The 25,598-nt window shown below is 35.3% G+C and carries 18 protein-coding genes and 1 other RNA gene; 2 read left to right on the top strand and 17 right to left on the bottom strand.

The genetic code is table 11. The features are described from left to right. Positions 1-345 precede the first annotated feature (345 nt). From ACNC7R_RS07305 to ACNC7R_RS07240, 14 genes are all read right to left on the bottom strand, one after another. Positions 346-1,716, bottom strand: coding sequence for an alkaline phosphatase family protein (locus ACNC7R_RS07305; protein WP_417940275.1), 1,371 nt, complete (start codon positions 1,714-1,716; stop codon positions 346-348). A 20-nt stretch (positions 1,717-1,736) separates the two neighbouring features. Further along, positions 1,737-2,984 (bottom strand): metabolite traffic protein EboE, encoded by a 1,248-nt coding sequence (gene eboE / locus ACNC7R_RS07300; protein WP_417940274.1) that lies wholly within the window; start codon positions 2,982-2,984, stop codon positions 1,737-1,739. Continuing rightward, positions 2,978-4,150, bottom strand: a complete 1,173-nt coding sequence (locus ACNC7R_RS07295) for a 3-dehydroquinate synthase (protein WP_417940273.1) — start codon at positions 4,148-4,150, stop codon at positions 2,978-2,980. The genes eboE and ACNC7R_RS07295 overlap by 7 nt, the downstream gene beginning before the upstream one ends. A gap of 16 nt (positions 4,151-4,166) precedes the next feature. Then, the gene (eboC, locus tag ACNC7R_RS07290; RefSeq protein ID WP_417940272.1) at positions 4,167-5,063 is read right to left on the bottom strand and encodes a UbiA-like protein EboC; all 897 of its coding nucleotides are present in this window, start codon (positions 5,061-5,063) and stop codon (positions 4,167-4,169) included. Next, positions 5,064-5,972 (bottom strand): TatD family hydrolase, encoded by a 909-nt coding sequence (locus ACNC7R_RS07285; RefSeq protein WP_031457057.1) that lies wholly within the window; start codon positions 5,970-5,972, stop codon positions 5,064-5,066. Positions 5,973-5,975: 3 nt separating this feature from the next. Beyond that, positions 5,976-6,839: an EboA domain-containing protein gene (locus ACNC7R_RS07280; RefSeq protein WP_110306008.1), complete on the bottom strand. Its 864-nt coding sequence runs from the start codon at positions 6,837-6,839 to the stop codon at positions 5,976-5,978. 35 nt (positions 6,840-6,874) lie between these two features. Next, positions 6,875-7,312 carry a VOC family protein gene (locus ACNC7R_RS07275; RefSeq protein WP_417940271.1) on the bottom strand — a complete coding sequence of 146 codons (438 nt, stop codon included), beginning with the start codon at positions 7,310-7,312 and terminating at the stop codon, positions 6,875-6,877. 68 nt (positions 7,313-7,380) lie between these two features. Continuing rightward, positions 7,381-8,439: a ferritin-like domain-containing protein gene (locus ACNC7R_RS07270; protein ID WP_417940270.1), complete on the bottom strand. Its 1,059-nt coding sequence runs from the start codon at positions 8,437-8,439 to the stop codon at positions 7,381-7,383. Between the two features lie 13 nt (positions 8,440-8,452). After that, entirely contained in the window at positions 8,453-10,405 is a 1,953-nt protein-coding gene (locus tag ACNC7R_RS07265; protein WP_417940269.1) for a hypothetical protein, read from the bottom strand. A gap of 606 nt (positions 10,406-11,011) precedes the next feature. Next, positions 11,012-12,559: a peroxidase, FMP-type gene (locus ACNC7R_RS07260; protein ID WP_417940268.1), complete on the bottom strand. Its 1,548-nt coding sequence runs from the start codon at positions 12,557-12,559 to the stop codon at positions 11,012-11,014. A 75-nt stretch (positions 12,560-12,634) separates the two neighbouring features. Then, positions 12,635-14,395 carry a flavin monoamine oxidase family protein gene (locus ACNC7R_RS07255; RefSeq protein WP_417940267.1) on the bottom strand — a complete coding sequence of 587 codons (1,761 nt, stop codon included), beginning with the start codon at positions 14,393-14,395 and terminating at the stop codon, positions 12,635-12,637. Positions 14,396-14,407: 12 nt separating this feature from the next. Further along, positions 14,408-15,595: an FAD-dependent oxidoreductase gene (locus ACNC7R_RS07250; RefSeq protein ID WP_417940266.1), complete on the bottom strand. Its 1,188-nt coding sequence runs from the start codon at positions 15,593-15,595 to the stop codon at positions 14,408-14,410. Between the two features lie 654 nt (positions 15,596-16,249). Beyond that, positions 16,250-16,646: a transfer-messenger RNA gene (gene ssrA / locus ACNC7R_RS07245) on the bottom strand. A 215-nt stretch (positions 16,647-16,861) separates the two neighbouring features. Beyond that, a complete protein-coding gene (locus ACNC7R_RS07240) occupies positions 16,862-18,064 on the bottom strand; it encodes a serine hydrolase domain-containing protein (RefSeq protein ID WP_417940265.1) in 1,203 nt (400 codons plus the stop codon). A gap of 240 nt (positions 18,065-18,304) precedes the next feature. On the opposite strand from ACNC7R_RS07240, the gene ACNC7R_RS07235 reads away from it, so the two are divergent. Further along, positions 18,305-19,507 (top strand): NAD(P)-dependent oxidoreductase, encoded by a 1,203-nt coding sequence (locus ACNC7R_RS07235; protein ID WP_417940264.1) that lies wholly within the window; start codon positions 18,305-18,307, stop codon positions 19,505-19,507. 110 nt (positions 19,508-19,617) lie between these two features. Here ACNC7R_RS07235 and fumC read toward each other — a convergent pair whose 3' ends face one another. The 3 genes from fumC to ACNC7R_RS07220 form a co-directional block, all read right to left on the bottom strand. Next, entirely contained in the window at positions 19,618-21,003 is a 1,386-nt protein-coding gene (fumC, locus tag ACNC7R_RS07230; protein WP_417940263.1) for a class II fumarate hydratase, read from the bottom strand. Positions 21,004-21,635: 632 nt separating this feature from the next. After that, positions 21,636-24,110 carry a TonB-dependent receptor domain-containing protein gene (locus ACNC7R_RS07225; protein WP_417940262.1) on the bottom strand — a complete coding sequence of 825 codons (2,475 nt, stop codon included), beginning with the start codon at positions 24,108-24,110 and terminating at the stop codon, positions 21,636-21,638. A gap of 89 nt (positions 24,111-24,199) precedes the next feature. Further along, the gene (locus ACNC7R_RS07220) at positions 24,200-24,550 is read right to left on the bottom strand and encodes an arsenate reductase family protein (protein ID WP_417940261.1); all 351 of its coding nucleotides are present in this window, start codon (positions 24,548-24,550) and stop codon (positions 24,200-24,202) included. A 113-nt stretch (positions 24,551-24,663) separates the two neighbouring features. Here ACNC7R_RS07220 and ACNC7R_RS07215 point away from each other — a divergent pair, with 113 nt between their 5' ends. Next, on the top strand, positions 24,664-25,596 hold the full coding sequence (locus ACNC7R_RS07215; protein WP_417940260.1) for a CPBP family intramembrane glutamic endopeptidase: 933 nt from the start codon (positions 24,664-24,666) through the stop codon (positions 25,594-25,596). The last annotated feature ends 2 nt before the right edge of the window (positions 25,597-25,598 follow it).

Below are 25,598 nucleotides of genomic sequence, written 5' to 3'. Positions count from 1 at the left end.
CTAAAAACATCAAAAAAAAGTCTGTAAACTATATATTTACAGACTTTTTTTTAGTGGAGTCAACGATGCTACAATCGAAGAGCTTATTCCTGTTATAAAATCTCCTAATAGCTTGACATCATGTTTTTATATGTTAATTTATTACTTAACAAAAGTAAAAATGTTTAAGAAATAATAATTTTCGATGGTGATATATTCGAATGTTCCGAACCAAAGGATAAATTATTCTTTAGTTCAAAATTTTTATTTCTAATTTGAAAAAAAGTGAATTAAAATAGCTGTCCACAAAACATTGAAGCGTCAGATATTAAAACGATCGAAATTATCATTTAGCCCTTCCCTGCTTCACTTTTTAAAGATAGTGTCCAATATATATTGACATACGAAGTTGCTCTCTATTTTACCAGAAAGTTTTTTTTTACTGATCAATACTGGTTTATCCTGCTCTTTTTCAGGAATACATCCATGGGAACCGTTAACCAATTTGGCATCAAGGGGAATCACATTCATAAGAGTGCGAAATCCCAGTTTCTTTTTAATTAATTTTAAAATAATACGTGGTAAAATAAATTTCTTTTTAGGATCCAAAAACAATTCTACAGGATCATATCCTGTTTTTTTATGAATTTCTACCGTTCGGGCAAAGTCGGGCGCTTTACTATCATCCAGCCAATAATAATACGTAAACCAACTATCTTGTTCTGCCACAAGTATAAGATCGCCTGCACGTTCGTGATTGAGATGATACTCTTTTTTTCCTGCATCATCTAATACTTTTGCTACTCCTGCTATTTTTTCCAGTCGTTTTTTGAGCTCAGGAATATCATTTTTATCTTTTATATATATGTGAGCTATTTGATGATCTGCCAATGCAAAAGCGCGACACTCACCAGTATCTAATAATTCTAATCCTCTTTCTTCTCTAATTTCCAGATAACCATGGACGCGTAAAAACCTATTGATATGTACTGGATTAGTCACCTTGGTGATGCCATACTCAGATAAAACAATAACTTCTACGCCATTACCTTCGAAAAATTCAATTAAATCTTTACATAATTTATCAATATCTTTTAGATCATTGCTGATTTCAGATGATCCGGGCTCAAATTTTTGACAGCAATAATCTAAATGAGGCAGATAAATTAAGGTAAGTGTGGGATTGTACCATTCATAAACCAGTTTTGATGCTTTGGCAATCCATTCACTGGAACGGATGGTTGTTTTTGGTCCCCAAAAATCAAAGAGCGGAAATACTCCTAATTGGTCTTGTAAGCGATCCCGTAAATGGGCAGGTTTTGAATACGAATCTGGTTTTTTCTGTCCATCAGCCCAATATTGAGGACGAGGTGTTACCGTAAAATCAGCGTCTGAATACATATTGTACCACCAAAATAAATTGGCACAAGTAAAGGCTGGATCAATCTTTCTTGCTAAATCCCATATTCTTGGAGATTGTATCAGCTTGTTCGACTGTTTCCACATTTTTACTTCGGCATCAGTTCTATCATACCATCCATTACCAACAATTCCGTGTTCTGAAGGCCATTTCCCTGTTAAATAAGTGGTTTGAGCTGAACAGGTAAGGGCAGGAAGTACAGGTTCAATGATACTTAAATGTCCATTCTTCTTTAGCCATTGGTTCAAAAAGAGATCTGGATTTTGAAGCAAAGTAGTTGTAAGTCCTACTACATTAATAACGACTGTTTGTTGCATTGTTTTGGTTTTACTATTTTTTAAAGCATATTTACATTTATAATTTGCTCTTTCAGATTATGGGTTACCCTGTTGATAACCCATTTTAATTCTCTTTCGATAGATTTAGCCAAATCCGTTTGTAAATGAGCTGGCAGAACTTCCCATGTATAGGTCTCAACTTCTAAATGTTTGGTAAATTCTTTTTTGCGCCAGCTTTTCAAAATAGTTATAATATCATTTTGGGTAGATTGCAATAGTTGGTAATCCTCAACAAATATCGGGACATGAAAATGCGTGCGAAGCTCTTTAAAATCGGAACGTTTCATGGCTTCTATTCCATTTTTTAAGTCATTAAATTTGAGAAACTCTCCATTTATCGTCTTAATTACTGCCTGATGCAAATAGGTCGGTTCGTCAAAAGTACGCAGGCATTCCTGTAGTTCATTAATCGTTACATTCGCTGAAGCTGTACATTTGAGAGCGGCACTAATTTGTAATTTCCCAATCTTTAACCCATGTTTTTCCATTTTTTGAATTACTTCTTCACTTTCTTCAAATCCAATGGCAAAATGACAAACATCGTAACAAAGCTGTATATGGTTTCGCATATATTCCTGTGCCTGCAATAAGCTGCAATCAAGAGTTGAAGCTAATAATGCAGCTCCTTCCCTGAGTAAATAATCTTCAAAAAAAGCAATATATTCGGCACTGTTTTCAATGATGCCGTCGGGTTCAGGTTCTATATCCAAATGCATCATTATCCCTTTACTTTCATGAAGATTTACTAACTGTGTGACCACTGCGACCAATTGTTTTGTGGCTGTTTTTTGGGCTTCAATCAAACTGGCTTCGGTGGGATACCAATGTTTGTAGGAGAGTGGAGAAGTAGAAATTCCGCCTTCTAAACCAGAGGGCAAAAGTTCTGCCAAAATAGTAAAAAGTAACTGGGTATACTGCAATCTGTCGTCGCTTGTCCAATCCGGAAAATGAACTTTGTCTTTGACTGGCTCGTTATGAAAATTTCCATACGGAAACCCATTCATCGTAAATACGTACATTTCATTGTCTAGTAGCCAATCTTTAAAAATCGAAAGATTATCATCCAGTATTAATTCGGTCGCGGCTTGGTATGAAAGGCGTAAACCAATTCCAAAAGGTTTATCCGGTGACACTTCTTTCTTGAGAGGAATACAATACGTTTCAATGCTTTTAAAAACAGCCTCCCATGACTCACCTGCGTGAATATTGGTACAATAACTTAAATGACCACTTGTACTTATTAACATACTTCGGTATTTAATTGACAAAATGAATACAGATATTGAACAGATTCTGCAATTAATGTATTATCGAGCGAGTGTACTTCTTCTCCTGTTCCAATATTACTTAATAACATAATGGTAAGCTGACCACCAAGATGTTCTCTAAACTCGTCTAATCCTTTTATAACCTCATCAAGATGCGTATCAAGAATAGGGTGAGTTATAGCAAAACCTAAGGTTAAGAAACATTTTAAGATTCGATTCAGGCTGGGTTTGTCAATTTTATGTGCTAAAAAAGAATAAGTAACATCAAGTGCGATACCTATTGCCACAGCTTCTCCGTGTGTCATTTCATAATCAGTAAGCTGCTCCATTTTATGTGCTGCCCAATGTCCAAAATCTAAAGGACGCGAAGAACCTTTCTCAAAAGGATCGCCTTCTTTGGAAATGTGATCGGTATGTAAAGCTGCACAACGAATAATAAGTGTTTCCATAACCGGAATATCTCTATTGTTGAGTGCTTGTGCGTTTTGTTCTATCCAGTCAAAAAAAGAGGAATCTTTAATAAGAGCCACTTTTATGGCTTCGGATATTCCGGATCGCCAATTGCGTTCACTTAAAGTCTTCAAAAAATCAGAATCATTAAGTACTGCGTATGGTGGCGCAAATGTACCCAGAAAGTTCTTTTTGCCAAAATAATTCATGCTGTTCTTTACCCCGACACCCGAATCATTTTGTGATAAAACTGTTGTCGGTATTCGGATCAGGCGTACACCACGATGTGCAATCGCTGCAGCATATCCCACAGCATCGAGTACTGCTCCCCCTCCTATTGCTATAAGAAAAGAATGTCTGTCTATTTTGTTATTGTTTACTAATTGCAGTACCGCTTCTATATAATCCGGACTATTCTTAACGGCTTCACCTCCCTGAACTACAAGTATATTGGATTCTGTGATTCTAAATTGATGATAATTAAAATAATTGATAACCTTTGTAATAAATTGGTTTGTACAATCGACAACACCTTTATCAATTACAATTGTTACTTTGGGCTGTTGGAAACCAGGCTCTTTTTTAATCACCTCAATAAGCGACGAATTGTTAACATCAAATAAGGAACGACTAAAAATAATGTCATAATTAAAGTTGACTTGAAAATTTTGCTGAAGTATATATTGGTGTTTCATTTTTTGTAAGATATAATCAGGTGACTGCAAATTTTTTGGATAACAAAATGGATAATGGTAATAAAGACAGAACAAATAACGCATAAAACAATCCTGCTGAACCTGCTACATAACTCGCATTAAGCGGAATTAATGACAATACTCCTGTTTTTACAGCTTTTTGTATAGTCGCTGGTTGGTTGTAAATGAAGGCCTTATATTTTGCAAAAAAATTAATTCCGTACCAAAAAAGAAGAAAAGGCAATAAAATCCAAAACCGAAACCCAAGTAAGTGTCCTACATAAACAAATAGAATTACAACAATAGCATCCAGCAGTAAGGCAACAAGTATAGCGGCTTTGTTATTACCTGATGCTTCTTTTTTGGCAGTCAGTGTAATAGCTGCAATAAATAAAATAGGAATAATACCGATATACCAATAATTAAAAACGGCATCGTTACTAATACTCATTCCTAAAAGCAAATTACCTCCCCGACAAAGTCCCATATTTAATGGCCCTACAATAGGATAATGTTTACTTATCTTATCATAACTAAGCGCCAGAAGGCTAATAATAAATGCTAAAACACCACTAAGAACCGATACTATAAAAGCAAGTCCAACGCCCATTAACAACATTAGGCATCCTAGTAAAATTGCCTCATTTTTGCTAACTAAACCACGAGGAAGTATTCTTTCTGGACGGTTTATGGTGTCCGATTCCAAATCAAAAATATCATTAAATACAATCCCTCCTCCATATAAACCAATGGTAGAAAATAGCAGTAACAGCAAATCAACTATAAAATGACTGCTGTTGGTATTAAAAACTAAAACTCCCGAAATTGCAATACCCGCAAGAATATCCGTGATGGCTGTAATGATATTTGCGGGACGCAGTAAGGTTAGTAAATAAAATGGCTTGCCTGACATTTAGTTTTCTATAATAATATTAGGATACACAATTTCTTTGGCTTCCTGCCCTCTAAGGACACTACTCCCTTCAAAGAGTGTATCCTGTGTAATTACCATTTCATTTTTCCAGTCTTCTTCATGCATTTGCCCGCTTTGAGAATAAGCTGTTAATGCATTTTTATAACACGTTAAATGAACGTCTTCTTTGGCAATTCCTCTTTCCAGCATTAAAGCTGCTGTTTTAGGAACAGACAAAGGATCACTTACACCCCAATCTGCAGAACTGTCTACAATAATACGCTCAGAACCATATTGTTTTACAACTTCAACCATACGTTCATTACCCATTTTGGTATTAGGATAAATTGTAAAAGCCGCCCAGTATCCCCTATCCAAAACATGTTTGGCAGTTTCTTCATTATTGTGGTCAATAACTACCATATGAGGAGCAATTCCGTGTTCTTCCAACACATCCATACTTCTAATGGTCCCGTTTTTTTTATCTCTGTGTGGTGTATGAACCATTACCGGCAAATTAAATTTTAGTGCAAGTTCAATCTGCAATCTAAAATATTTATCCTCGGCCGCGGTCTGATCATCATAACCAATTTCTCCAATAGCCACAACTCCTTCTTTTGCAGCGAACAAAGGCAATAAGTCCATTACTTTTTCAGCCAGTGCTTCGTTGTTTGCCTCTTTTGAATTTAAACCAATCGTACAGTAATGTTTGATTCCGAATTGCGAAGCCCTGAATCTTTCCCAACCCACCAAAGTGCTGAAATAATCTTTGAAAGAAGAAGCTTCTGTTCGGGCTTGACCTAGCCAAAAAGCCGGTTCTATAACTGCCACAATACCTGCAGCGCGCATTGCCTGGTAATCATCAGTCGTTCTGGATACCATGTGAATATGTGGATCAATGTAATACATATACTAAATTTTTAATTGTGAATAATATTGGGTTCCTATTGCTTCCCATGTTACTGTACTTTGAGACAATACCTTTTCAGGAATTTCATTTTCGTTGAAAAACGAACTTTCTTTTAATGCTTTCACAGCAGCTTGTTGGGTCAATAACTCCCCTGTTTGTATTGCTTTTATCAGATCGGCTGCTACTTCCCAATTTACAAAACCGGATACCAGTCTCCATATTTCCGGCGATACCAATCGGCCTGCCGACCATCGTTCATGAATATAATCGTGTATGATTAAAGCTAATTTTTCGTTTTTACGTAAATCTAAATCAATGATTTGATACAGCGGACGTCCCATAAAAAGAGCTTTTAAAACCAATTGATTCCAGGCATCAACCGGCAGGTATTTTGCAGCAAAAGGATTCGCTAAAGCTATAGCATCAAATACAGCGACCATATTAGTTCTGATTCCCTCCTGAACTGTCAAAATGAAATCGGCTGCATTTTTTAAGAAAAAAAGGCTCTTATACAAAACAACCAATTCTTTTATATCAGCCATCTCTGCGAGGTTCTTTATTATTTCAACATTTTGATGCACCGGAAGCTGTGTCATTAGCAAACCACGACAAAGCTGTTGTAAATCCCAATTTCCTTTTGTGAAACCGGGATATAATTCTTCAAGTAAAACTGTTTCCTGTATAGTCCATTCTGGAACTACAGGCGAAATTTTTCTGGCGATTAAACCAAACGTCTGAAAAAACTGTGCGTTATTTTCAAACCTGATATTGTTTTCAAACCAATCTGCTTCAGCTTTTGAAAGTCTGCATTGAATGATGGTTTGTATGATTTCTTCTGAGCCGGTTTTTAGTGCTATTGCTGTCATGTAGCTTTTTATTTTACAAACATTTCTCTGCCTAATTACTTCAGAATATTCTCCCGTACAACGAGTGAATTATTATCCGGATCTCTGAAAAAGAAAAAACGATCCATATAACCTTCGTCTGAGGTATTCGTGTTTATTATGACGCCGTCTATTTCATCAATTACCACCTCATGAATTCTTAAATAATCAAGTGTTGACTGAATGTTTTCTACAATAAAACTGGGTACAGTTCCTGTTTCGGGCAACGGATTAAAAGGAGTCTCAATATCTTTGTACAATCCCAGCATAAAACTTTTTTCATCTTTATCCCCAAGATATAATTGTAGAAAAGATGCTGTCCCATAATCCCCATCAGAATTGAGCGTATATCTGTCATCTGTTTTAAAATTGAGGATTTCCTCATAGAATTTTTTAGATTTAAGAATATCACTCACTGATAATTTTATCACTACTGCTTTTGGGCTGAATTTCATAAATGGAAAAATTGTTTATGGCCGGTCATTGTGCCCGGTCAAGTGATTTTAATAGTGTTTTTAAATTTTTAAGGAGTAACCGAATGGGCTCCTACCTTTACAAATTCGTATGAAGGCCCAATAGTGTATCCTTCTACACCAGGAAAAGGTGTTTCTGCCAATTTTTGACAAATCAGTCTAAGATCAAACATCACTCCGATAGTATTATTAAGGTAACCAGGCTCTCCATTGAAGGTGCGGTGCAAACCGTATAATAAATCGCTATAGGACTGATTGAATAAATCTACTTGCCTTCTTTCCTGAGAACCTGCAGGCAGCATACTGGCCTTTGTATTAGGAAACATAGGCAGTACGTTACTTTCATCAAAAGGAATTTCCGGTCCGCTAAAAGAGTAACCGTGTGGTGCTGTTGGATCTTTAACCAGTTCTTTGCCCACATATATTTCCTCAAATCTGTAGTAATGTGCTATTTCTCCCTCTTGGTCTACCGGTGAAGTTGAAGTTCCTTCTCCTTGCTCAATAATAATATTAATGGCATTTATCGCATCTTCTTTTGTTAAGATAGGGTATAACTGGTCTGAAGGAAAAAATTCTGAGGTTACCTGTCTGGCGGGGTCACCCGGCAATATCTCCGGAGCTATCTCGTCTATTTTTGCCTGCAAAGCCATATAAAATTCTCCAATTGTTTTGAATGTTGTTATTTCATTGGCTACAAACCTCTTGTTAAGATCTAACGGCTCTTCGGGCTCTTCAATTTCCATAAAGACATTCTTCACCAAATCACGCGAAAATTTTTCAATAGGCACAATTAAGCTTCCTCCAATACCCATTGGCAAATGTGTTGGATATTCGGGTACAAAATTCGGATTGGCAATATCGGGTTTCCCGCCAAGTGCATTCAGTATATTTGCTGCTATACTCATGTGCAGCATTTCTTCGATTACAATAGAATGGATAATACTTCTAATAGCTGTTTCCGTATTAGGTTTAAACGAAAACAAGGCTGTTAAATACGGAGGAATAGTGGCATGTTCTAATTCTATTGCATTTTGCAATAACGGATACAACTCCTCTAAACTTTCAGCATTAACTATAGCATTTACAAATTGTGGGCTTATCTTTAGCATAATATTTTATGTATTAAAATTCAAACAGGTTAGTAATTTCCGGCATATTGAAGTCTGCCCCATTTTTTGCTCTTACAGCATCTCTTAGTCGCAGTTGATTATTTGTTAAAGGAATAACCTCCGTTACTGTATCTTCCTGAATTAGATTTATTTCTCCTTTCGCTTTTTGTTGTGTTACAACGATCGCTTCTCCTTCAATAATTGGATTTCTAAGCCATTTGAGAATTGTCAGTCTCTTCGTTTCGGATAAATCACGAGTAACCGGCATGTAGATAGGGTCCTTAATATCTCTGTCAAAAGCAAAAATCAGAAGTTCCTTTTTGGCGATAAGTGCATTCGGGTCACTAAAATCAATAAAAAATTTACTCATAATTGGATACAAATTAGCAAACTGTACCATTGTAGGCTGAATATCAGCCCAAACTGGTGTTTCCGGAATTTCGAAATAATCTCTTAAGTGTATGGCAATAAAATTCTGCGGCATTACAGAACCAGATGCAGGATCTGTATTAACACCAGCCAAATCATAATCCAAAGTATATATCTGACCGTCGAGATACCCTCTCGGACTATCAATACTGTTTCCTGTTAATTTTAACACCCCTACACCATTTACGTCGGTAGTAATTACAGGATCGAAAGTCAAACCGTCTGCCGGATAATTATTCCCTGGTACGTCACAAATCGGAGGTGTATTTTGGAGTTTAGGAGTTATGGGAGTAGGTGGTTCCAAAGTAATGTATATAGCATGATTTGGCAACGGCAATCCATACTGAGAAGCATAAAAACTAATTTCATTGGTTTGATTCGTGTCCAGACGCTGTACAAATTCGTCTGCCCTCAAGACTATACCATCAACAGCTTCTCTGGCAATAACTACAAACTGATCTGCTTTTGAAGAAGCTCCAAGCAACAATAACTGGTTGTCTTTTAATGCTGAAAGAACTTCATGTGACAAATTATTAAAATCAACAATACCACTTGTACTGTTAAGCCAGCCTGTTCCGTTTTGATATTCCAGTTTTCCTATAAATAGTACACCATCAGGAGAAACCATATAAGGTGTTGCGCCGGGAGAAGATCCTATTGCTGTTTTGCTAACAGCAAGAAATAATTCAGTATTAAGAGCAATAGTGCCAATTGAATCTGATACCGGAAATGAACTTCCAAAGTCAATAGAAAGTCTTGCATTTTCTTTATCCAATATAAAATTAGAAGCGGCAAAGAAAACATTATTGTTATTTGAAAGAATCCCATACAGTCTTCTGGCCGGTGGAAAAAGTTTTGGTTCACCCGAAAACCAGGGACCTACACTTCCTAATATACGTCCCAACGAAAATCTGCCATCAGCAGCATGGGTATAATAATATCCAAATCCATTTAAATTAATACTAAGTCGGTTTTCCTGTGTTTTGCTTTTTAAGCTCATCAAAAAAAGTGATTGATATGCAAGATCTCCCCAGACAACATCTTCAAGAACTGAAGTCCAGGTGCCTCCTAAAGGCTGCCCGTTAACTCTGGCTCCTGTTTGCTGGCGCATTTGCAAATCTCTAAAACCAGTAGGTTCAATTTTTCCTTCAAGCAACAATTCATTCTTAGCAGTAAGAATTCTAAAAGTTACCCCCCAAAGCTGTGAAACCATCTGCTGCTGTGGATCTAAATCGACCATTTTTCCTGAATTTCTTCCTTCAGCACCACATACAATCTGGCCTATAATACCATCCAGTAAAGGGTCTGAACTGCTATTTCCATCTTCCCCTGTAATTTGCTGTACATGACAATCCTGAAAACCAAAAGTAGCACCACCCTCAGGATTCCACCATCCGTTGTTTGATCCTGTACCAAATTCCTGAAATGATTTTTTAAAAGTGTTGTTGTTATAATGTTGTGTATCATTATTTACAGTAGAAACATCTGAAATGAAATCTCCGGAAAATGTAAGACGAGGGACGTTTAAGTATGACATATTTTTTATGTTTTTAATTAATAATTATTAATGAAAAATAAACCTGCTGAATAACCTTCTCTGGTAAATTTATTTTATCATAACCCTTTTTTAGGATTAAATGTCATGAGGAAGCTTTTTTTAGACACAGAACGGATAAAATAGTCTATACATTTTTGGACAAAGAAGTATAAATGTCGGTACTTAAAATTAAGCACCTACATTTTAATATGCCACATTTCTGATACATTACCTGCGCAAAGAAGTATTTATTATAAATAAGGCAGACAAACAGAAAAGTAGTTTTGCTTTTGTAAGCAAGCTGTTAAGAGAGTTTAGTTACAGTAAGTGAAAAATGTATTTTTTCTTCTTCTTTTAGCTTTTTTTTAGAAATTACTTAAAAATCACTAGTCAATTTTATAAAATATAAACTATTTTCAATCAAGAAACAAGCAAAGCATAAAAACCTGTTTTTATCCATGTGAGATTACGTCCGGACACAAATTATAAAGCCCAACTTTAAAGAAATTGGGCTTTATTAAGCATATATTTGTTTAAATACTCTGTTCTTTAGATATGAATATTTTCGTTTTTTACTTTATGCTCCTTGGGCATTTCATTTTTTTTCTACTCTTTATGATAAGGACATCCTGAAGCAGCTGCCTTTTTTTTAGCGCTAAAAAACTGCTCTTCAATTAAGCGTCTCTGATCATCAGAAACATCTTCAATTTTTCGAAGTGTATTTACCTGAATATGCGGCCAGCTAGTAGTCCCTCCGTCATCTCCAAAATCAAATTCGAAGAATATAATTTGTTCGTATTGTAACTGAAGGATTTCTTTTCCGTCTTCAACAACAGTTTCAATCCACATGTTCATATTCATTTCGACAGTAGGAACAAAACGATTTACAAACGGAATATTTAAGATACCTCCTTGCGCTCCGGTTTTATTTTTGGATGACATTTGAATAAAAACATAATTAATGATATTACTGTCTTTATTGGAATCACGAAGACGTAAATCTGGTCTTACGGAATAAGGATATAAAGGATCTGCAAGTATTCGCTGTGTGTAAATTTTATTTTCTCCAGGATCGTTAATATCATTAAGTTTTTCAAATACCCATGCAGGTGGCGGTGCATCAAGGTTAATAGGATTACTTTCGCTTGCACCAGCTCCTCCCATGGTTCTTGAAATTGAAAGATGATCGTATTTCCAGGCATTATCACCCTCTGGAAATGGTGGTGGCCCTATGAATAAGAATTTTTTGTCATCTTCAACTCCAGCAGCATTATTTCGAACCAAATCTCCTAATAAAGTTATAGTACTTCCATGCGGAATTACACCACTTCTGGAAATAGAGTAATCCGGTATAAAATATTGCCCTGTTTGACCTGCTCCAACTTTAAGCTCTTTGGCAGCGATAATTTCATAATATTTTCGACCATTTAAATTTTCCTGTGTTACATATTCTTTTTGCCCCAAATCATTTATAATCAAAAACAGCGTTTCGTCCTGATAGCCGCTTTTATATAAATCTTTGTTGGGATTAAGTGGTGATACTGGGTGTATACCACGATCTTCACTAATCGTTTTTTCAGTGGCTGCATAATTAAATACATCGCTCAACCATAAATACATACCGGTTTCTTCGTGAATTGGGGTATATTGCAAAGCATCCTGACCTTCAACTTTAGTTACACTTTTAATGCTTTGGTCGTATTTTACAGCTCCGCAAAATTGTTCGTTTGCACCACCTCGATTACGAACTCCTCCTGGAACCAGATCAAATGTTAGTTTCTCTATATACTCCTGACAATCAAAGCTATACTTCCCAGGAATTGTTCCTGCATTTGTACCAGGCGAAGGCATGATGGTAGTATGTATACCGCTCCCAATCATTTTTCTGTCCTTGTCACTATTGTAGCTGACCCAAGTACCCTGTAATGCTTCTAAAACACCATAATCTACATTGTTTACTATGTTTTGCAAATCATTTTCATAAAAAGGTCTAATAGGATCTTCAATTTGAAGTTTTGTATAACCTTTCATTAAAGAGGCTAATACACCTTCGTTAGCTTCCTGAACAGCTCCCAGGAAGACTTTATTTTTGTTTTCATCTGAATTGACCTGAAATAAATTTATCTCATCTTCAGCGTTTTTACGTTTTAACATGACATCGTTTCTAAAATTAATAATTTGTGCATAACAGGGTTGACAGCATCTCTTTTTTTAAGAAGCAGCTTCATTTTACCATCCCAAATAATAATCTTCTGGCAACCAGAATGGACGATCGAGACCAAAATATTCTTGTAGCATTTTTTCTGCTTCACAGAAAGCACCCTCAACCCAGCCTTGCTGATCAGAATAGGCTTCTCCGCAAATATGGATTTGCTCGTCAGCTACCGGTTTTCTCATGTACTGCATTACATTTTTAACAGAAAATCCTGCTTTCCATGCATGATATCCTGCGCCAAAAGGTTCGTCTGTCCAATCTTTAAAATAAGTTACATAAGGTTCCGGTATTTTTACATCCGGACCGTGCAGTTCGCGAAGCTGGTTCATTAATTCGCCTACCATCATTTTAGTAGCCTGAACATCATTTAGTTGACGAAGTTCTTTTAATGATGCTGATTTGGCTGCTTTTACTTCAAAAAGTATTTTATCATCCGAAAGTGCTTTCCAGAAGGTTTCTGTTTCCATATCTCCATAACTTCCCAGCAACATCGAATTATCATTTTCTGTATCTGTACCAAAATAATAACACTGTCTCATTGGTAAATCGGTGATGGAATGTCCTGAATCAATTCCTAATTCTTTCCACCAGGGATGAGTGAAACCCATTAATATCTTAAAAGCCGGTTCCATAATTACGGATCGGATATTGTTATTTAAAACCGAATTTTCGTTAATGTTGAAAAAGAAATTATTCTGATCTAAAAGTTCCAGAGATTTTCTAGGCATGGCAAGAACTAACGTATTAGCATACACCTTCCATTCGGTATTGGTTTTAAGATTTAGAAAAGTCAGTTCATATTTATGTGTATCTTTTGAAGAATGCTCTTTTGTGAAAGTAAGTAGTTTGTTTTCAGACCAAATGCAGGCGCCTTCATGATCCATATATGAATTAGCTATTGCATAAGCGATACTATCATAACCCTCTTCAATGGTTTTATAAATTGTTCCTGCTGAGAAATCTCCAACCATATAAGGAAAAGCTTCTGCTGAATTCCAATTGATGGTATTTGAATAATATCCACCGGCATTGGCTAAAAATTCATATCCTTCCTGTGAAACCTGATCTTTGATCAAATTCCAGAATCCTAAATCGTTTACTTTACGTTTGTTGTAAGGAGAATTGGGGAAATTGTATACCAGTTTAGGTTTTATATCATCCCAATCTCTACTGGTTAATTCAAATGCATAATCATAGATTGAAGGACCTTGCTTAATTTTTTTTCCATAAGTTGCAGCAACCCAAGAATCAGCCATTAAAACATCATAAATGATTTTATTGAACAATTGATCTGAACTGAAACCAATATCATTATTATTCAGGTAATATCGGGTTGGTAATTTCTGATTTTGTCCCTGAGCAACCGTCCAAGCATCTTGTTTAAAACGCTCTTTTCTAAGATACATTAATAGTTTTGAAGATTCACCCATAGGAAACGGAACAGGCGTCATTTTGTCTTTTAAAACAGGAATACGTGTGTTCGGATTATCCAGAGGTACGTAGCCTTCAATTAATGTTGTTACAATTTTCTGAGAAGTCAGGTAACGCATACCTCCCAGTTCACCCCAGAAATTCATTCCCGGCATAATAACAGATTCGAGTCTTCCGCCAAGTTTACTGTTCATATCAAAAATTTGCACTTCGCTGGCTGTAAACTTTTTATCTGTTACAAGCCGATATGCCGTGTACAACCCTGAAGTTCCGGCACCAATAATAGCTACTTCTGTTTTTAAACCAGGATGCAGTCCTGTGTTTAGATAAGTATTTTTATTCATAATAATATATATTTAAAATGCTTTAAAGAATTTATGTCCTAATTGAAATGGCGTAATATCAAAATCTGTATGCCCGTCTAATACAAGGTCTGACATGATTTTACCTAAAAAAGGAGTGAATTTTGCTGCCCATCCTGTGGCATATAGTACAATATTTTCATGATTGGGTACATAACTTGGTGCAAAATCAATTAGTAATTCTTTATTGGGTATTGTGCTCAGGGCGATAAGACATGTTGAGGTATATTCAGGCTCTGCGCTTAATCCTTTCATGTGTTCTTTTACCCAATCAGAAGTATAACCCAGTTCTTGTCGATTAGGGATTAATGTTCTGTCGCTGGGTTGTTCTAAAGGTTCTATTACAAAATCAGGTGCAACACGGATGTATTCCGGATGATCCCAATCGACTTCTGGAAAACCATAAAACTGATTGCCGTTTTCACCTATTGGATTTTGAAATACAAACCAGGTTGGATATTGTATAGCAGGATCGGTCTTTTTAAAATAAGCCGAAGACATATTCCAATAAACAGCATCAATTTTAAAATCAAGTAAGTTAATTACGCTATTAATATACGGACCAGGGACGATAGCTAGTTTTTTAGTAATATAAGATCCGTTTGGCGTAATAATTTCAAAGAGTTCACCAACATGATTGATTTTAAGCACTGGTGAATTCTCTTCTAAATGAACGGTTTCTTGTTTGATACACAAATTTAAAAGTGCTTCATTTGTTGCTTTAAAATTAATGCTGGCACCATCGGCCTGAAACAATCCGGTATAGGTCTCAGGCAGATTTTTAAAATGGTATTTTGCTTCAATTTCTTTCGCTGTTAAAGTGGTATACGGAACGTTTAATGCTTTTAGTGCTTCTTCGGCCTCTGCTATATTTCCTTCTGTAGAATGTACTTCCGGGTCTCCAAACCAAAGTGTGCCTACTTTATCAAGTAATTTTGTATCGGTTTCTTTTTCCAGTTCATCCCAATAAGGCTGTGCGTCTAAGGCCATTTGCACCATGTATTCATCTGGATATGGAATTCTAAACTGGCGTGAAACTCCGGCAGAACTACCTAATTGGTTTACAAACGTAAATTGTTCTAACACCAATGTTTTTGCTTTTCGTTTACCAAGATGATATGCAGTAGCCAAACCTATTGGTCCTCCACCAATAACAATTACATCATAATTTTCTGTGTTCATAGTTTTTCTTTTTATAGTAGATTTTGTATGCACATTGAGAACAATACACAAGCATTGTCATGTGTCTAAATTACTGGAGCTACAAAATCAATAAAAAAAAAATGACACAAAGCGGAAATTAAAGGTTACAAGACAAACTATATGCTGAATGAGAGATATAAAAGCATAAAAAATGTGCACAATCCGTAGATATTTTCACTTATACTTCAAATCAAAGTTTTAATCTTATTGAAATTGGAATTAATCAACCTTTTTAGAATAAAACTTTACAAGGTTTGTATAGATTTGGTTGAAGTATAATTACATGAAAGAAATATTTCTGATTTCCCCTTAAATCACTTTAAAGAAATAGAAAAATTAAGAAATACCGCTGTCCATACGAAATTAGCCAAAGACAAAACTGAAAGAGAAGAGGAATTAGGTATAAGTAATTTTGATTGTTTTAACCATATTATAAAATATTTTGGGTTATAATTTTGATTCCTAAAGAAACGCTAAACTATTTACATTGATGAGTCTTGGCAAATTCAAATTCTTTTTCAAAGAATTGTTTCGAGTAAACAATTAATCAACAAGGAATTTGAATAGTACCAAAAACAAAAAAGCCTGTAAATCATACGATTTACAGGCTTTTGAACCAATTTTAATTTGTTTTAGTGGAGTCGCCGGGAATCGAACCCGGGTCCAAACAAGCAACTAAAGAGCTTTCTACACGCTTATTTCCTGATTAGATTTTCGATGTTAAGCAAGGCCAGAAACAGCCACTCAACACTTATCTTCTTAATTTTCGAAATCCACCCGAAGCTCATGGAAATCTAGGTTTATTTTTACGGTTCCCCTAAACAGAACGCCACAAACCAAGGCTTTCAAGGAGAATCCAGCTTCCCTACCTTGTAGAGACGTGGCTAATCGTACTATGATTCGGATTATGCAGCTAAAGCGTAGTTATTTTCGCCGTGTAAAAGTGTGAGATCTTATATTTACGAGCAAGGTCTCAATGCTCGACGTGCTTACTTTTCAATTCGACTTGCTGTCAAAACCAGTCGACCCCAAAAATTAGTTTGCAAATTTATACTATTTGAAATTACTTTCTATTAAAATTTTCAGAAAAATTAGAAAGCCAAAAGTCGAAAGTTGTAAAGTCTTAAAGCCAAATGCTTTCTTAATGTTCTTTCTTTTTATTTCACCTAATTGATGTACTTAAAAAAGAACAATTCAATATTGCCAATAACTTTAAGACTTTTGACTTTCGACTTTATGACTATTTTATTCTTCGTCTTTAAACTGAAAAGGGTAATCTCCAAAAATTGGAGCCAGTTTACGAACTGCATACGTGTTTCTTGTCATTTTATTAGATAAGGCAATTATGGTTACTCCCTCTTTCATAAGAGTGATATAAGAAGAGGTATTCCCGTGCCACCAGCCATTATGAAAATAGAAATTCTGACCAGTTTCCCAATTGATCATCCTGATTCCGAGTCCATAATTTTTGGTCCCTTTACGTTCATTACTCTGCCCGGTGTAAACCTCTTTTAATAAAGCCGGTTTTAAAAAATCGGGTGCATTTCTCGCTCTGTCAAATTTTAAAAGATCACGAACTGTTGAAAAGATATTTTTATCGCCATACACATTATCCAGATAATCAAAACCAATTTCAACTCCATTGCCTTTATACGAAGGAACAATATTTTTTCTCTCTTTATCATCATCAAAAACATACGTATGTGTCATTCTCAGAGGTTTGAAAATCATTTGAGACATGGCTTCTTTGTAAGTCAGTCCGGTTATTTTTTCAATAATAAGTGCCAGCATGGCATAATTGGTATTGCAATACGCGAAGCGGGTACCGACTCTTGACTCCAAACCTACATTTTTGGTTGCCAGAATATCTAAAATATCTTTGTTGGTTAGCTGGTTATGTCTGTCCCAAACCGATTTATCGTGATCTGTGAAATAAGCGTAATTTCGCATTCCGCTGCGATGACATAACAGCATTCGAACAGTACATTCTTCGTACGGAAACGTTTTTAAAATGGTATTTACTTTTTGATCCAGGCCAATTTTGCCTAAATTGATTAATTTTAAAACAGCAGTTGCAGTTAGTACCTTGCTTACAGAGGCAATTTGTACCGGAGTATCCGCAGTAATTTTTGTGTCTTCATTTTTATTGGCAAAACCGTTATATCTTTCAAAAATAATCTGACCATTTTTTGCAACCAGAAAACTTCCGTTCATACTATTGTTGGGCCAGTTTTTATTGTAAAAATGATTTATCCGACCTTTTACAGAATTAATATAAGCTGCAGTTATTTTTTTTTCAGGTCCCATCGGAACCATTTTACCTAATGTATCTTTTTCTTTTACAGCTTCATTCTCACTGTTATTTTTATCTTTTCCACAGGAACTTAAAACTAAAATTGAAAAAAGTATTTGTGGTATATTTGCTTTTTTAAGGAAACTCATTTTCATTATTCTTTAAAAACAAATATATAGAATTCAATATTTATGTTTAAAGATTTTAACCGATGAAAATTCTTAAAATTAACATACAATTAACATCATTTTTCGCCAGCTTATTGTACATCAGACCTTAAGCATTCATAATCATTTAAAATAAGAAAAGTGCAACAAAATTTTAACTATATTTGTTATATTTAAAACAAAATAAACAAAAAAAGTTATATTATTAAAAATTAAAAAATCCTTTAAATGAAATTCGGAATTATAAAAGAAAGAAAAAATCCACCTGACAGACGTGTTGTGTTTTCTCCTGATGCATTAGCCCAGTTAAAACAGCTTTATCCACAGTCTTCTGTAACTGTTGAAAGCTCTGATATTAGAGTTTTTTCTGATTTACAGTACAAAAGTGTGGGCATTACCGTTGCTGATGATGTTTCGGATTGTGATATCCTATTTGGGGTTAAAGAAGTTCCAGTTGAGCATTTAATTCCGAATAAGTCTTATTTCTTTTTTTCGCACACCATAAAAAAGCAGCCTCACAACAAAAAGCTTTTACAGGCAATTTTAGAAAAAAATATCACTTTATACGATCACGAAACCATTGTTGATGAGCATAACCGCCGATTAATAGGATTTGGAAAATACGCCGGAATGGTTGGAGTTTACAATGCAATTCGCGCATTCGGAATAAAATTCGAGTTATTCAAACTTCCAAAAGCAGAAACCCTTTCGGGAAAAGATGCCCTGATCGTGCATTTGAAAAGAATTACCCTGCCTCCTTTAAAATTTGTACTCACCGGAACCGGAAAAGTAGGCAGCGGAGCACAGGAAATCTTAAAGGCGATTAAAGTAAAAGAAGTGACTATTGATAATTACCTGACTAAAAATTACACCCAATCTGTTTATGTACAACTGGATGCATTAGAGTACAACAAAAGAACTGACGGTCTGATTATTGACTTTAGAGATTTCACCCAACACCCTGAACAATACACTTCTGATTTTGAAAAGTTCACCAAAGTCAGTGATATCTACATAGCTGGTCATTTTTACGGAAATAATGCACCGATGATTCTGACTCAGGAAATGCTGAATGCTAAAGATTGTAAAATAAGAGTTGTAGCAGATGTTTCGTGCGATGTAAACGGTCCTATTGCCAGTACGCTTCGTTCTTCAACCATTGCAGAACCTTTGTATGGTTATCTCCCTTCAGAAAATAAAGAGGTAGATCTTTTTCATCCAGCCGCAATTGTAGTGATGGCAGTAGATAATTTACCTTGTGAAATTCCTAAAGATGCCAGCGAAGGTTTTGGAGAACAGTTTATGGAACATGTTATTCCGGCTTTTTTTAATGGAGATAAAGACGGAATTCTGGAACGGGCAAAAATTACCGAAAATGGTAAATTAACAGAGCACTTTAGCTATTTACAGGATTATGTTGATGGGAAATAGTTTTTATTTCAGATTCCAGGTTAATAAAAAAGGGAGGATTATAAAATTTTCTCCCTTTTTTATCTTCATTTTACCCGTTTCCGAATGTAAACTTTAAACCTAAAACAAAACTACACCATTTCCTGAGGTTTGACCCAGGCATCAAAATCCTCCGAAGTTACATATCCTAAACGAACGGCTTCTTCTTTTAGTGTTGTTCCGTTTTTGTGGGCCGTTTGGGCAATTTCTGCTGCTTTATAATAACCGATTTTTGTATTGAGAGCTGTTACCAGCATCAATGAGTTATCTACTAATTCCTTGATGCGTTTGTAATTCGGTTCAATGCCCTGAGCGCAATGTTCATCAAATGAAACACATGCATCGCCCAATAATCTTGCTGACTGCAGAAAGTTGGCCGCCATAACAGGCTTGAAAACATTCAATTCATAATGTCCCTGCATTCCTCCTACCGAAATTGCTACATCGTTTCCCATAACCTGAGCACAGACCATTGTTAAGGCTTCGCACTGCGTTGGATTTACTTTTCCGGGCATGATAGAAGAACCCGGTTCATTTTCAGGAATATGAATTTCACCAATTCCGGATCTTGGTCCTGAAGCCAGCATTCTTACATCGTTAGCAATTTTATTTAACGACACGGCTAGTTGTTTTAAGGCTCCGTGTGTTTCAACAATTGCATCGTGCGCTGCAAGGGCTTCAAATTTATTTTCTGCAGTTACAAATGGATGACCGGTAAATTGAGCAATGTATTCTGCTACTTTTACATCATAGCCTTTTGGAGTATTAAGTCCCGTACCAACAGCAGTTCCTCCCAGAGCGATTTCTGATAAATGTGCTAATGTATTTTTAAGCGCTTTCAATCCGTATGCTAATTGAGCTGCATAGCCTGAAATTTCCTGTCCGAGAGTAAGCGGCGTTGCATCCATGAGATGTGTGCGGCCAATTTTTACAACGTCTTTAAATTCGGCTGCTTTTTTTACTAATGTTGCATGCAGTTGTTCGATACCCGGAATTGTAGTTTGGACTACCATTTTATAAGCTGCAATATGCATTCCGGTTGGAAAAGTATCGTTGGATGATTGTGATTTATTAACATCATCATTGGCTTTGATAAATGGTTCACCTTCGCCAATTTCAAAACCTTTGAGAACCTGAGCACGATTAGCAATTACTTCATTGACGTTCATATTACTTTGTGTGCCTGAACCAGTCTGCCAGATTACAAGAGGAAACTGATCATCTAATTTACCTTCTAAAATTTCATCACAGACTGCTGCAATTGCATCTCTTTTTTCGATTGCCAAAACTCCTAAATCATGATTGGCATAGGCAGCTGCTTTTTTAAGATAAGCAAAACCTTCTATAATTTCTTTTGGCATGGATCCTGAATTACCAATTTTGAAGTTATTTCGGGAACGTTCTGTTTGTGCTCCCCAATATTTATCAGCTGGCACTTGTACCTCGCCCATGGTATCTTTTTCTATTCTGTATTTCATAATTTCATATTTTTGAGTTCTTAGTGATTAGTCCTTAGTAATTAGTGTTTTGTAATTCTTTCTTCTATAACCAGATTTCCTGAAAATCAACATCCTAGCCCTGATGGAAGCGGCATCCTTTTTGTTTTTCTTTAAAAACAAAAAGATACAGCGGACAGCAGGAATAAGCTCCTGAAAACACTCATATTCCTTTCTTTGAGATCCTTAAATAAATCCCTTATTTAAAATCAGTATAAATATAAGGATTATTGCTCTTTTATAAAAATTGATTTGGTTTTTATTGCCAGCAAAAGATATATAAACTACATTTGTCGTAACATTCAAAAATTCCGGAAAACATGTTTGAATTTTCACAGTACTTAGGTTTTTTACTTTTCTTAACCATACTAACTATAGGGTTTTGGTTAATGTTTTTCTTGGTTAGCTTTATATTTTACTGGGTTACAGGTGCTAGCTGGGAAATGTACAAAGAAAAAAAAGCCAAAAAAAGACAAGAACAATCAATTAAAGCTTAATTGATTTCATAAAAAGGACCCGTGAAAACGAGTCCTTTTTTTATGCTATAAAATAAAATTCCAAATCCCAATCTGTTAAATTGGAATTTGGAATTTCTTTTTTAAAGTTTAAACTAATTACCCCTGGAATTCACCACCTTCATCACCGCCGTTTCCATTATTTTTTGGTGCATTTTTATCTCTGTCGGTTTTCTTCATATTCAGCCTGTAGGTAAATGACAAGTTGATTTGTCTTTTTCTCCATTGAAATTCACTGTAAGAATTCACACTTGGCAGATTCGTTTCATTTTTCATTTTTCTTGAATTGAAAAGATCACTTACATTTAAAGCAATGGTACCTTTATCTTTTAAAACATCTTTGCTAAATGCTGTATTTACTACATAGTTACCCAAACTTTTTCCCTGGGCCGTATTTTTTGGGCCAAAATACATTCCGGATAATTGCCAGTCAATTTTATAAGGTAATGTTAAACGTGAATTTACTCTTCCAAACCATGAGAAAGTTTCATTGTTTAAATTGGTTGTAATTTCTTCGCTTTGAGTATTTTTATACGTATAACTTCCTGTAGTTTTGACGTCTGAAAGATTAAAACTACTGTTTATTTTCCAGATTTTAAATGGCGTGTAATTCAATGTAAATTCAAAACCAAATTGTTGCTCTTTTGCCAGATTAATAGGGCTGCTTAAAACAACTGGATTATCACCTACAAATTCTCCTGTTTCAGTTCTGACAAATGAGAACACATCTGTAGTGTATTCATAAAACAGCGAAGTACTAAAAGTTACTTTTTCCCAACGTTTTAAATAACCTAAATCAAATTTATCAGTAAATGACGGATCTAAATCCGGATTACCTCTAAACAAGTTAATATTACTGGAATAATTTGTCGCCGGATTCAGGAAACGTCCTCTCGGTCTTGACAAACGCTTACTGTAGCTCAAAGAAACACTACCTGCATCTGATATTTCATAATTTACGAATGCGCTTGGAAAGAAATTATTGTATTTTTTCGTATTATAACTTGGCGTATCCAATAAATTAACATCAATAACCGTATCCTCCCAACGCAAACCAAACAAATAAGAAAATCTATTAACCTTAAAGCCATATTGCGTATAAAATGAATTGATACGCTCATTATACTCCAAAGTATTAGAAAGATAGCCGTCGATAGGATTCCCCTGATCATCTGTGTTGACGCTGTACATATTATCCATGTAGTTAAAATTTCCTTTATAACCTGCTTCGAATTGGCCTCCGTTTTTTAATGGCAAGACATAATCAGCCTGAAGCTGTAACTGTTCCTGGTTTTGATTATTAAAAGTCTGGTCGATAGTTGCAGGCTGACCGCTTCCGATTGTCTCATCGGTGATATACGCATTATCCGAATCTTTGTCTTTAGAATATGAAAAATCTAACGTTAATTTATGACCTTTATCGTTGAAGTTTTTCAGGAAATTAGATGAATATTCGAAATCCCTTCCTGTATCGTTTCCTTCACTTAATCGGTATCGGCTTGAAGTAAATACACGATTGGGATCAAAAGAATTATAATTTACCAAATCATTATTAGAACCGCTATTATCTCTGTAGCTGATAGCATTTGTCCAATACGTATTAGGGGCTATGGTCCACTCAAGACCTGTTTTTGTCGATATTCCTTTTCTTAGACGTTCCGTTTCCTTGTCTTCATCGGTATATCCAATGATTTGATTATCTTTAATATTGGTAGAATTGGTTACTCCAGCTCCTTCACTAGTTCTGTAATCATATCCGGTAGAAGTAAAAAAGTTTACTTTCTCTGTCTTGAAATTCAAATTGGCACTTGCTCCATACGTTTCCGGAACTCCGCCTGAGACAATAAAACTTCCGTTTAAACCTAAGTTTTTACCTTTTTTCAGCACGATATTCAGGATTCCCGCACCTCCTTCAGCGTCATAACGCGCAGATGGGTTTGTAATAACTTCGACTTTATCAATGGCATCTGCCGGAATCTGACGTAAAGCTTCTGCCATATTTAATGCGTTTGAAGGACGACCGTCTATAAAAATTCGGACATTTTCGTTTCCTCTCAAACTCACGTTTCCTTCAACATCTACAGAAACAGAAGGAACATTTTCTAATACATCACTTACGGTTCCCCCTTTTACAATCATATCCTGACCAACGTTGTAAACTTTTTTGTCTAATTTAATTTCTACAGTTGACTTTTCTGCGCGCACCACAACTTCATTGAGTTGCGCTGCGTCTTCAGACAGATTAATTATTCCTAAATTCGTATCGCCAGAAATTTCTTTTCCTTTGATATCAGTTGACTTAAACGAAATGAATTCAATTTTTATATCGTAAACTCCTGGAGTAACAGCTACCTCGAATTCCCCTTTTGGATTTGTAATTCCGCCTGCAATCACTTTAGAGTCATTTACAGCTGTAATTGAGATTGTAGCATATTCCAGTGGCTGTTTTGTCACTTTTTCTAAAACTTTACCACTAATTTTTACTTTGTTCTGTCCCGAGGGTGGTTGTTGTGCATAAATACTTAATCCCGAAAATACTAACAGGATCAATATCGCAAATCTGATTTTTTTCATTATTTTTCTGATATATCTTTTTCTCTTAGACACCAAATATAGCCTTTGGTTTAAAAGAGAAAATCACAAAAAAATGTTAATGATTCGTTTTATATTTCTTCTAAAAAAGAAGCAACTTTATCCATATCCCGACCAATAATCGCTTTTCCGTCTTTAATTACGATTGGTCTTTCAATTAATATCGGATTCTCAATCATAGCCTCGATGATTTCTGCATCAGTTAATGTTTTTGCTTTATAATTTTCAATCCATATTTTCTCTTTCGTTCTGACAAGCTCAATAGGTTTCAAATTTAATTTCCTGATCAAATTTCTTAATTCCTCAAAAGAAGGCGTTTCCGTAAGATAATGGATAATTTCATATTCCTGATTTGATTCATCTACAAAAGCCAGGCAAGTCCTTGATTTTCCGCAACGGGGATTATGATAAATTTGTATCATTGTATTTTTTTTAAAATGTTGTAAAATAATTGAATTTAAAAAAGGTATTTTAGCTATCCCCAAAAATAAGATTTACTTATTAAACTCAATTCTAATCTTAAATTTTTAAATACATGTTTTTAGAACAGGGAATTAAGCCTGAAAATAAGTTTTGGAAGTATCTTTTAGGCTCCGCATTCATAATATTAGTATCTGTTGTTGGGTATATACCATTGAGGCTTGCTATTAAATATGAAACTTTAATAAACAAAAAGCCTTATCCTGAAAATGACAAAATGTTAATGAAAATGTTTGATTCAAATCTTACGTTATTTTTGGTTATGATATCATTTGCTTTTGCTTTAGCAGGAGTTTTTTATGTAGTCAAACAGCTCCATAATCAAAGTATTCTATCGATCACAACCTCCCGAAGGGCAATTGATATCAAGCGTATTTTATTTTCATTTTTTTTATGGGCCGGATTTTCTATAATAAGCTTTTTGTTTGTTTATTTACAATCTCCTGAACAATTTGTCTTGAATTTCAAACCCATTCCTTTTCTAATTCTGGTTGTAATAGCAACCCTGCTCATTCCGATACAAACCAGTACCGAAGAATATGTTTTCAGGGGATATCTCATGCAGGGATTCGCCCGCTTAGCGCGTAACAGATGGTTTCCATTAGTAATGACTTCTCTTATATTTGGCTCTATGCACTGGTTTAATCCAGAAGTGACAAAAATGGGGAACATTATAATGGTTTATTATATTGGCACCGGTTTATTTTTAGGAGTGATTACATTAATGGATGAAGGAATGGAGTTAGCACTGGGTTTCCATGCCGCAAACAACCTGATTGGTGCTTTATTGGTAACTTCAGATTGGTCCGTTTTTCAAACTCATTCTGTCTTTATAGATTTGTCTGAGCCTTCAGCTGGTTTTGATGTTATTTTCCCAATAGTGATTATCTACCCCGTTTTACTTTTTATTTTTAGTAAAAAATACAATTGGAAAAACTGGAAAGAAAAGTTAACAGGCGATATAACACTTACTAAAATAATAAAATAGCA

The organism is Flavobacterium adiutor, assembly GCF_048282555.1.
In the GTDB taxonomy this organism is placed as follows: Bacteria; Bacteroidota; Bacteroidia; order Flavobacteriales; family Flavobacteriaceae; genus Flavobacterium.
The sequence above is the reverse complement of the archived record's forward strand: the minus strand, read 5'-3'. Positions and strand labels throughout refer to the sequence as shown.

What these genes read in the sequence shown, in the direction of transcription:
- ACNC7R_RS07265 (WP_417940269.1), bottom strand. Translation starts at nt 10,405, where the DNA reads ATGTCATACTTAAACGTCCCTCGTCTTACATTTTCCGGAGATTTCATT.
- eboC (WP_417940272.1), bottom strand. Translation starts at nt 5,063, where the DNA reads ATGTCAGGCAAGCCATTTTATTTACTAACCTTACTGCGTCCCGCAAAT.
- ACNC7R_RS07225 (WP_417940262.1), bottom strand. Translation starts at nt 24,110, where the DNA reads ATGAAAAAAATCAGATTTGCGATATTGATCCTGTTAGTATTTTCGGGA.
- ACNC7R_RS07250 (WP_417940266.1), bottom strand. Translation starts at nt 15,595, where the DNA reads ATGAACACAGAAAATTATGATGTAATTGTTATTGGTGGAGGACCAATA.
- ACNC7R_RS07255 (WP_417940267.1), bottom strand. Translation starts at nt 14,395, where the DNA reads ATGAATAAAAATACTTATCTAAACACAGGACTGCATCCTGGTTTAAAA.
- ACNC7R_RS07270 (WP_417940270.1), bottom strand. Translation starts at nt 8,439, where the DNA reads ATGCTAAAGATAAGCCCACAATTTGTAAATGCTATAGTTAATGCTGAA.
- ACNC7R_RS07260 (WP_417940268.1), bottom strand. Translation starts at nt 12,559, where the DNA reads ATGTTAAAACGTAAAAACGCTGAAGATGAGATAAATTTATTTCAGGTC.
- ACNC7R_RS07220 (WP_417940261.1), bottom strand. Translation starts at nt 24,550, where the DNA reads ATGATACAAATTTATCATAATCCCCGTTGCGGAAAATCAAGGACTTGC.
- ACNC7R_RS07275 (WP_417940271.1), bottom strand. Translation starts at nt 7,312, where the DNA reads ATGAAATTCAGCCCAAAAGCAGTAGTGATAAAATTATCAGTGAGTGAT.
- ACNC7R_RS07305 (WP_417940275.1), bottom strand. Translation starts at nt 1,716, where the DNA reads ATGCAACAAACAGTCGTTATTAATGTAGTAGGACTTACAACTACTTTG.
- fumC (WP_417940263.1), bottom strand. Translation starts at nt 21,003, where the DNA reads ATGAAATACAGAATAGAAAAAGATACCATGGGCGAGGTACAAGTGCCA.
- ACNC7R_RS07295 (WP_417940273.1), bottom strand. Translation starts at nt 4,150, where the DNA reads ATGAAACACCAATATATACTTCAGCAAAATTTTCAAGTCAACTTTAAT.
- eboE (WP_417940274.1), bottom strand. Translation starts at nt 2,984, where the DNA reads ATGTTAATAAGTACAAGTGGTCATTTAAGTTATTGTACCAATATTCAC.
- ACNC7R_RS07235 (WP_417940264.1), top strand. Translation starts at nt 18,305, where the DNA reads ATGAAATTCGGAATTATAAAAGAAAGAAAAAATCCACCTGACAGACGT.
- ACNC7R_RS07240 (WP_417940265.1), bottom strand. Translation starts at nt 18,064, where the DNA reads ATGAAAATGAGTTTCCTTAAAAAAGCAAATATACCACAAATACTTTTT.
- ACNC7R_RS07280 (WP_110306008.1), bottom strand. Translation starts at nt 6,839, where the DNA reads ATGACAGCAATAGCACTAAAAACCGGCTCAGAAGAAATCATACAAACC.
- ACNC7R_RS07285 (WP_031457057.1), bottom strand. Translation starts at nt 5,972, where the DNA reads ATGTATTACATTGATCCACATATTCACATGGTATCCAGAACGACTGAT.
- ACNC7R_RS07215 (WP_417940260.1), top strand. Translation starts at nt 24,664, where the DNA reads ATGTTTTTAGAACAGGGAATTAAGCCTGAAAATAAGTTTTGGAAGTAT.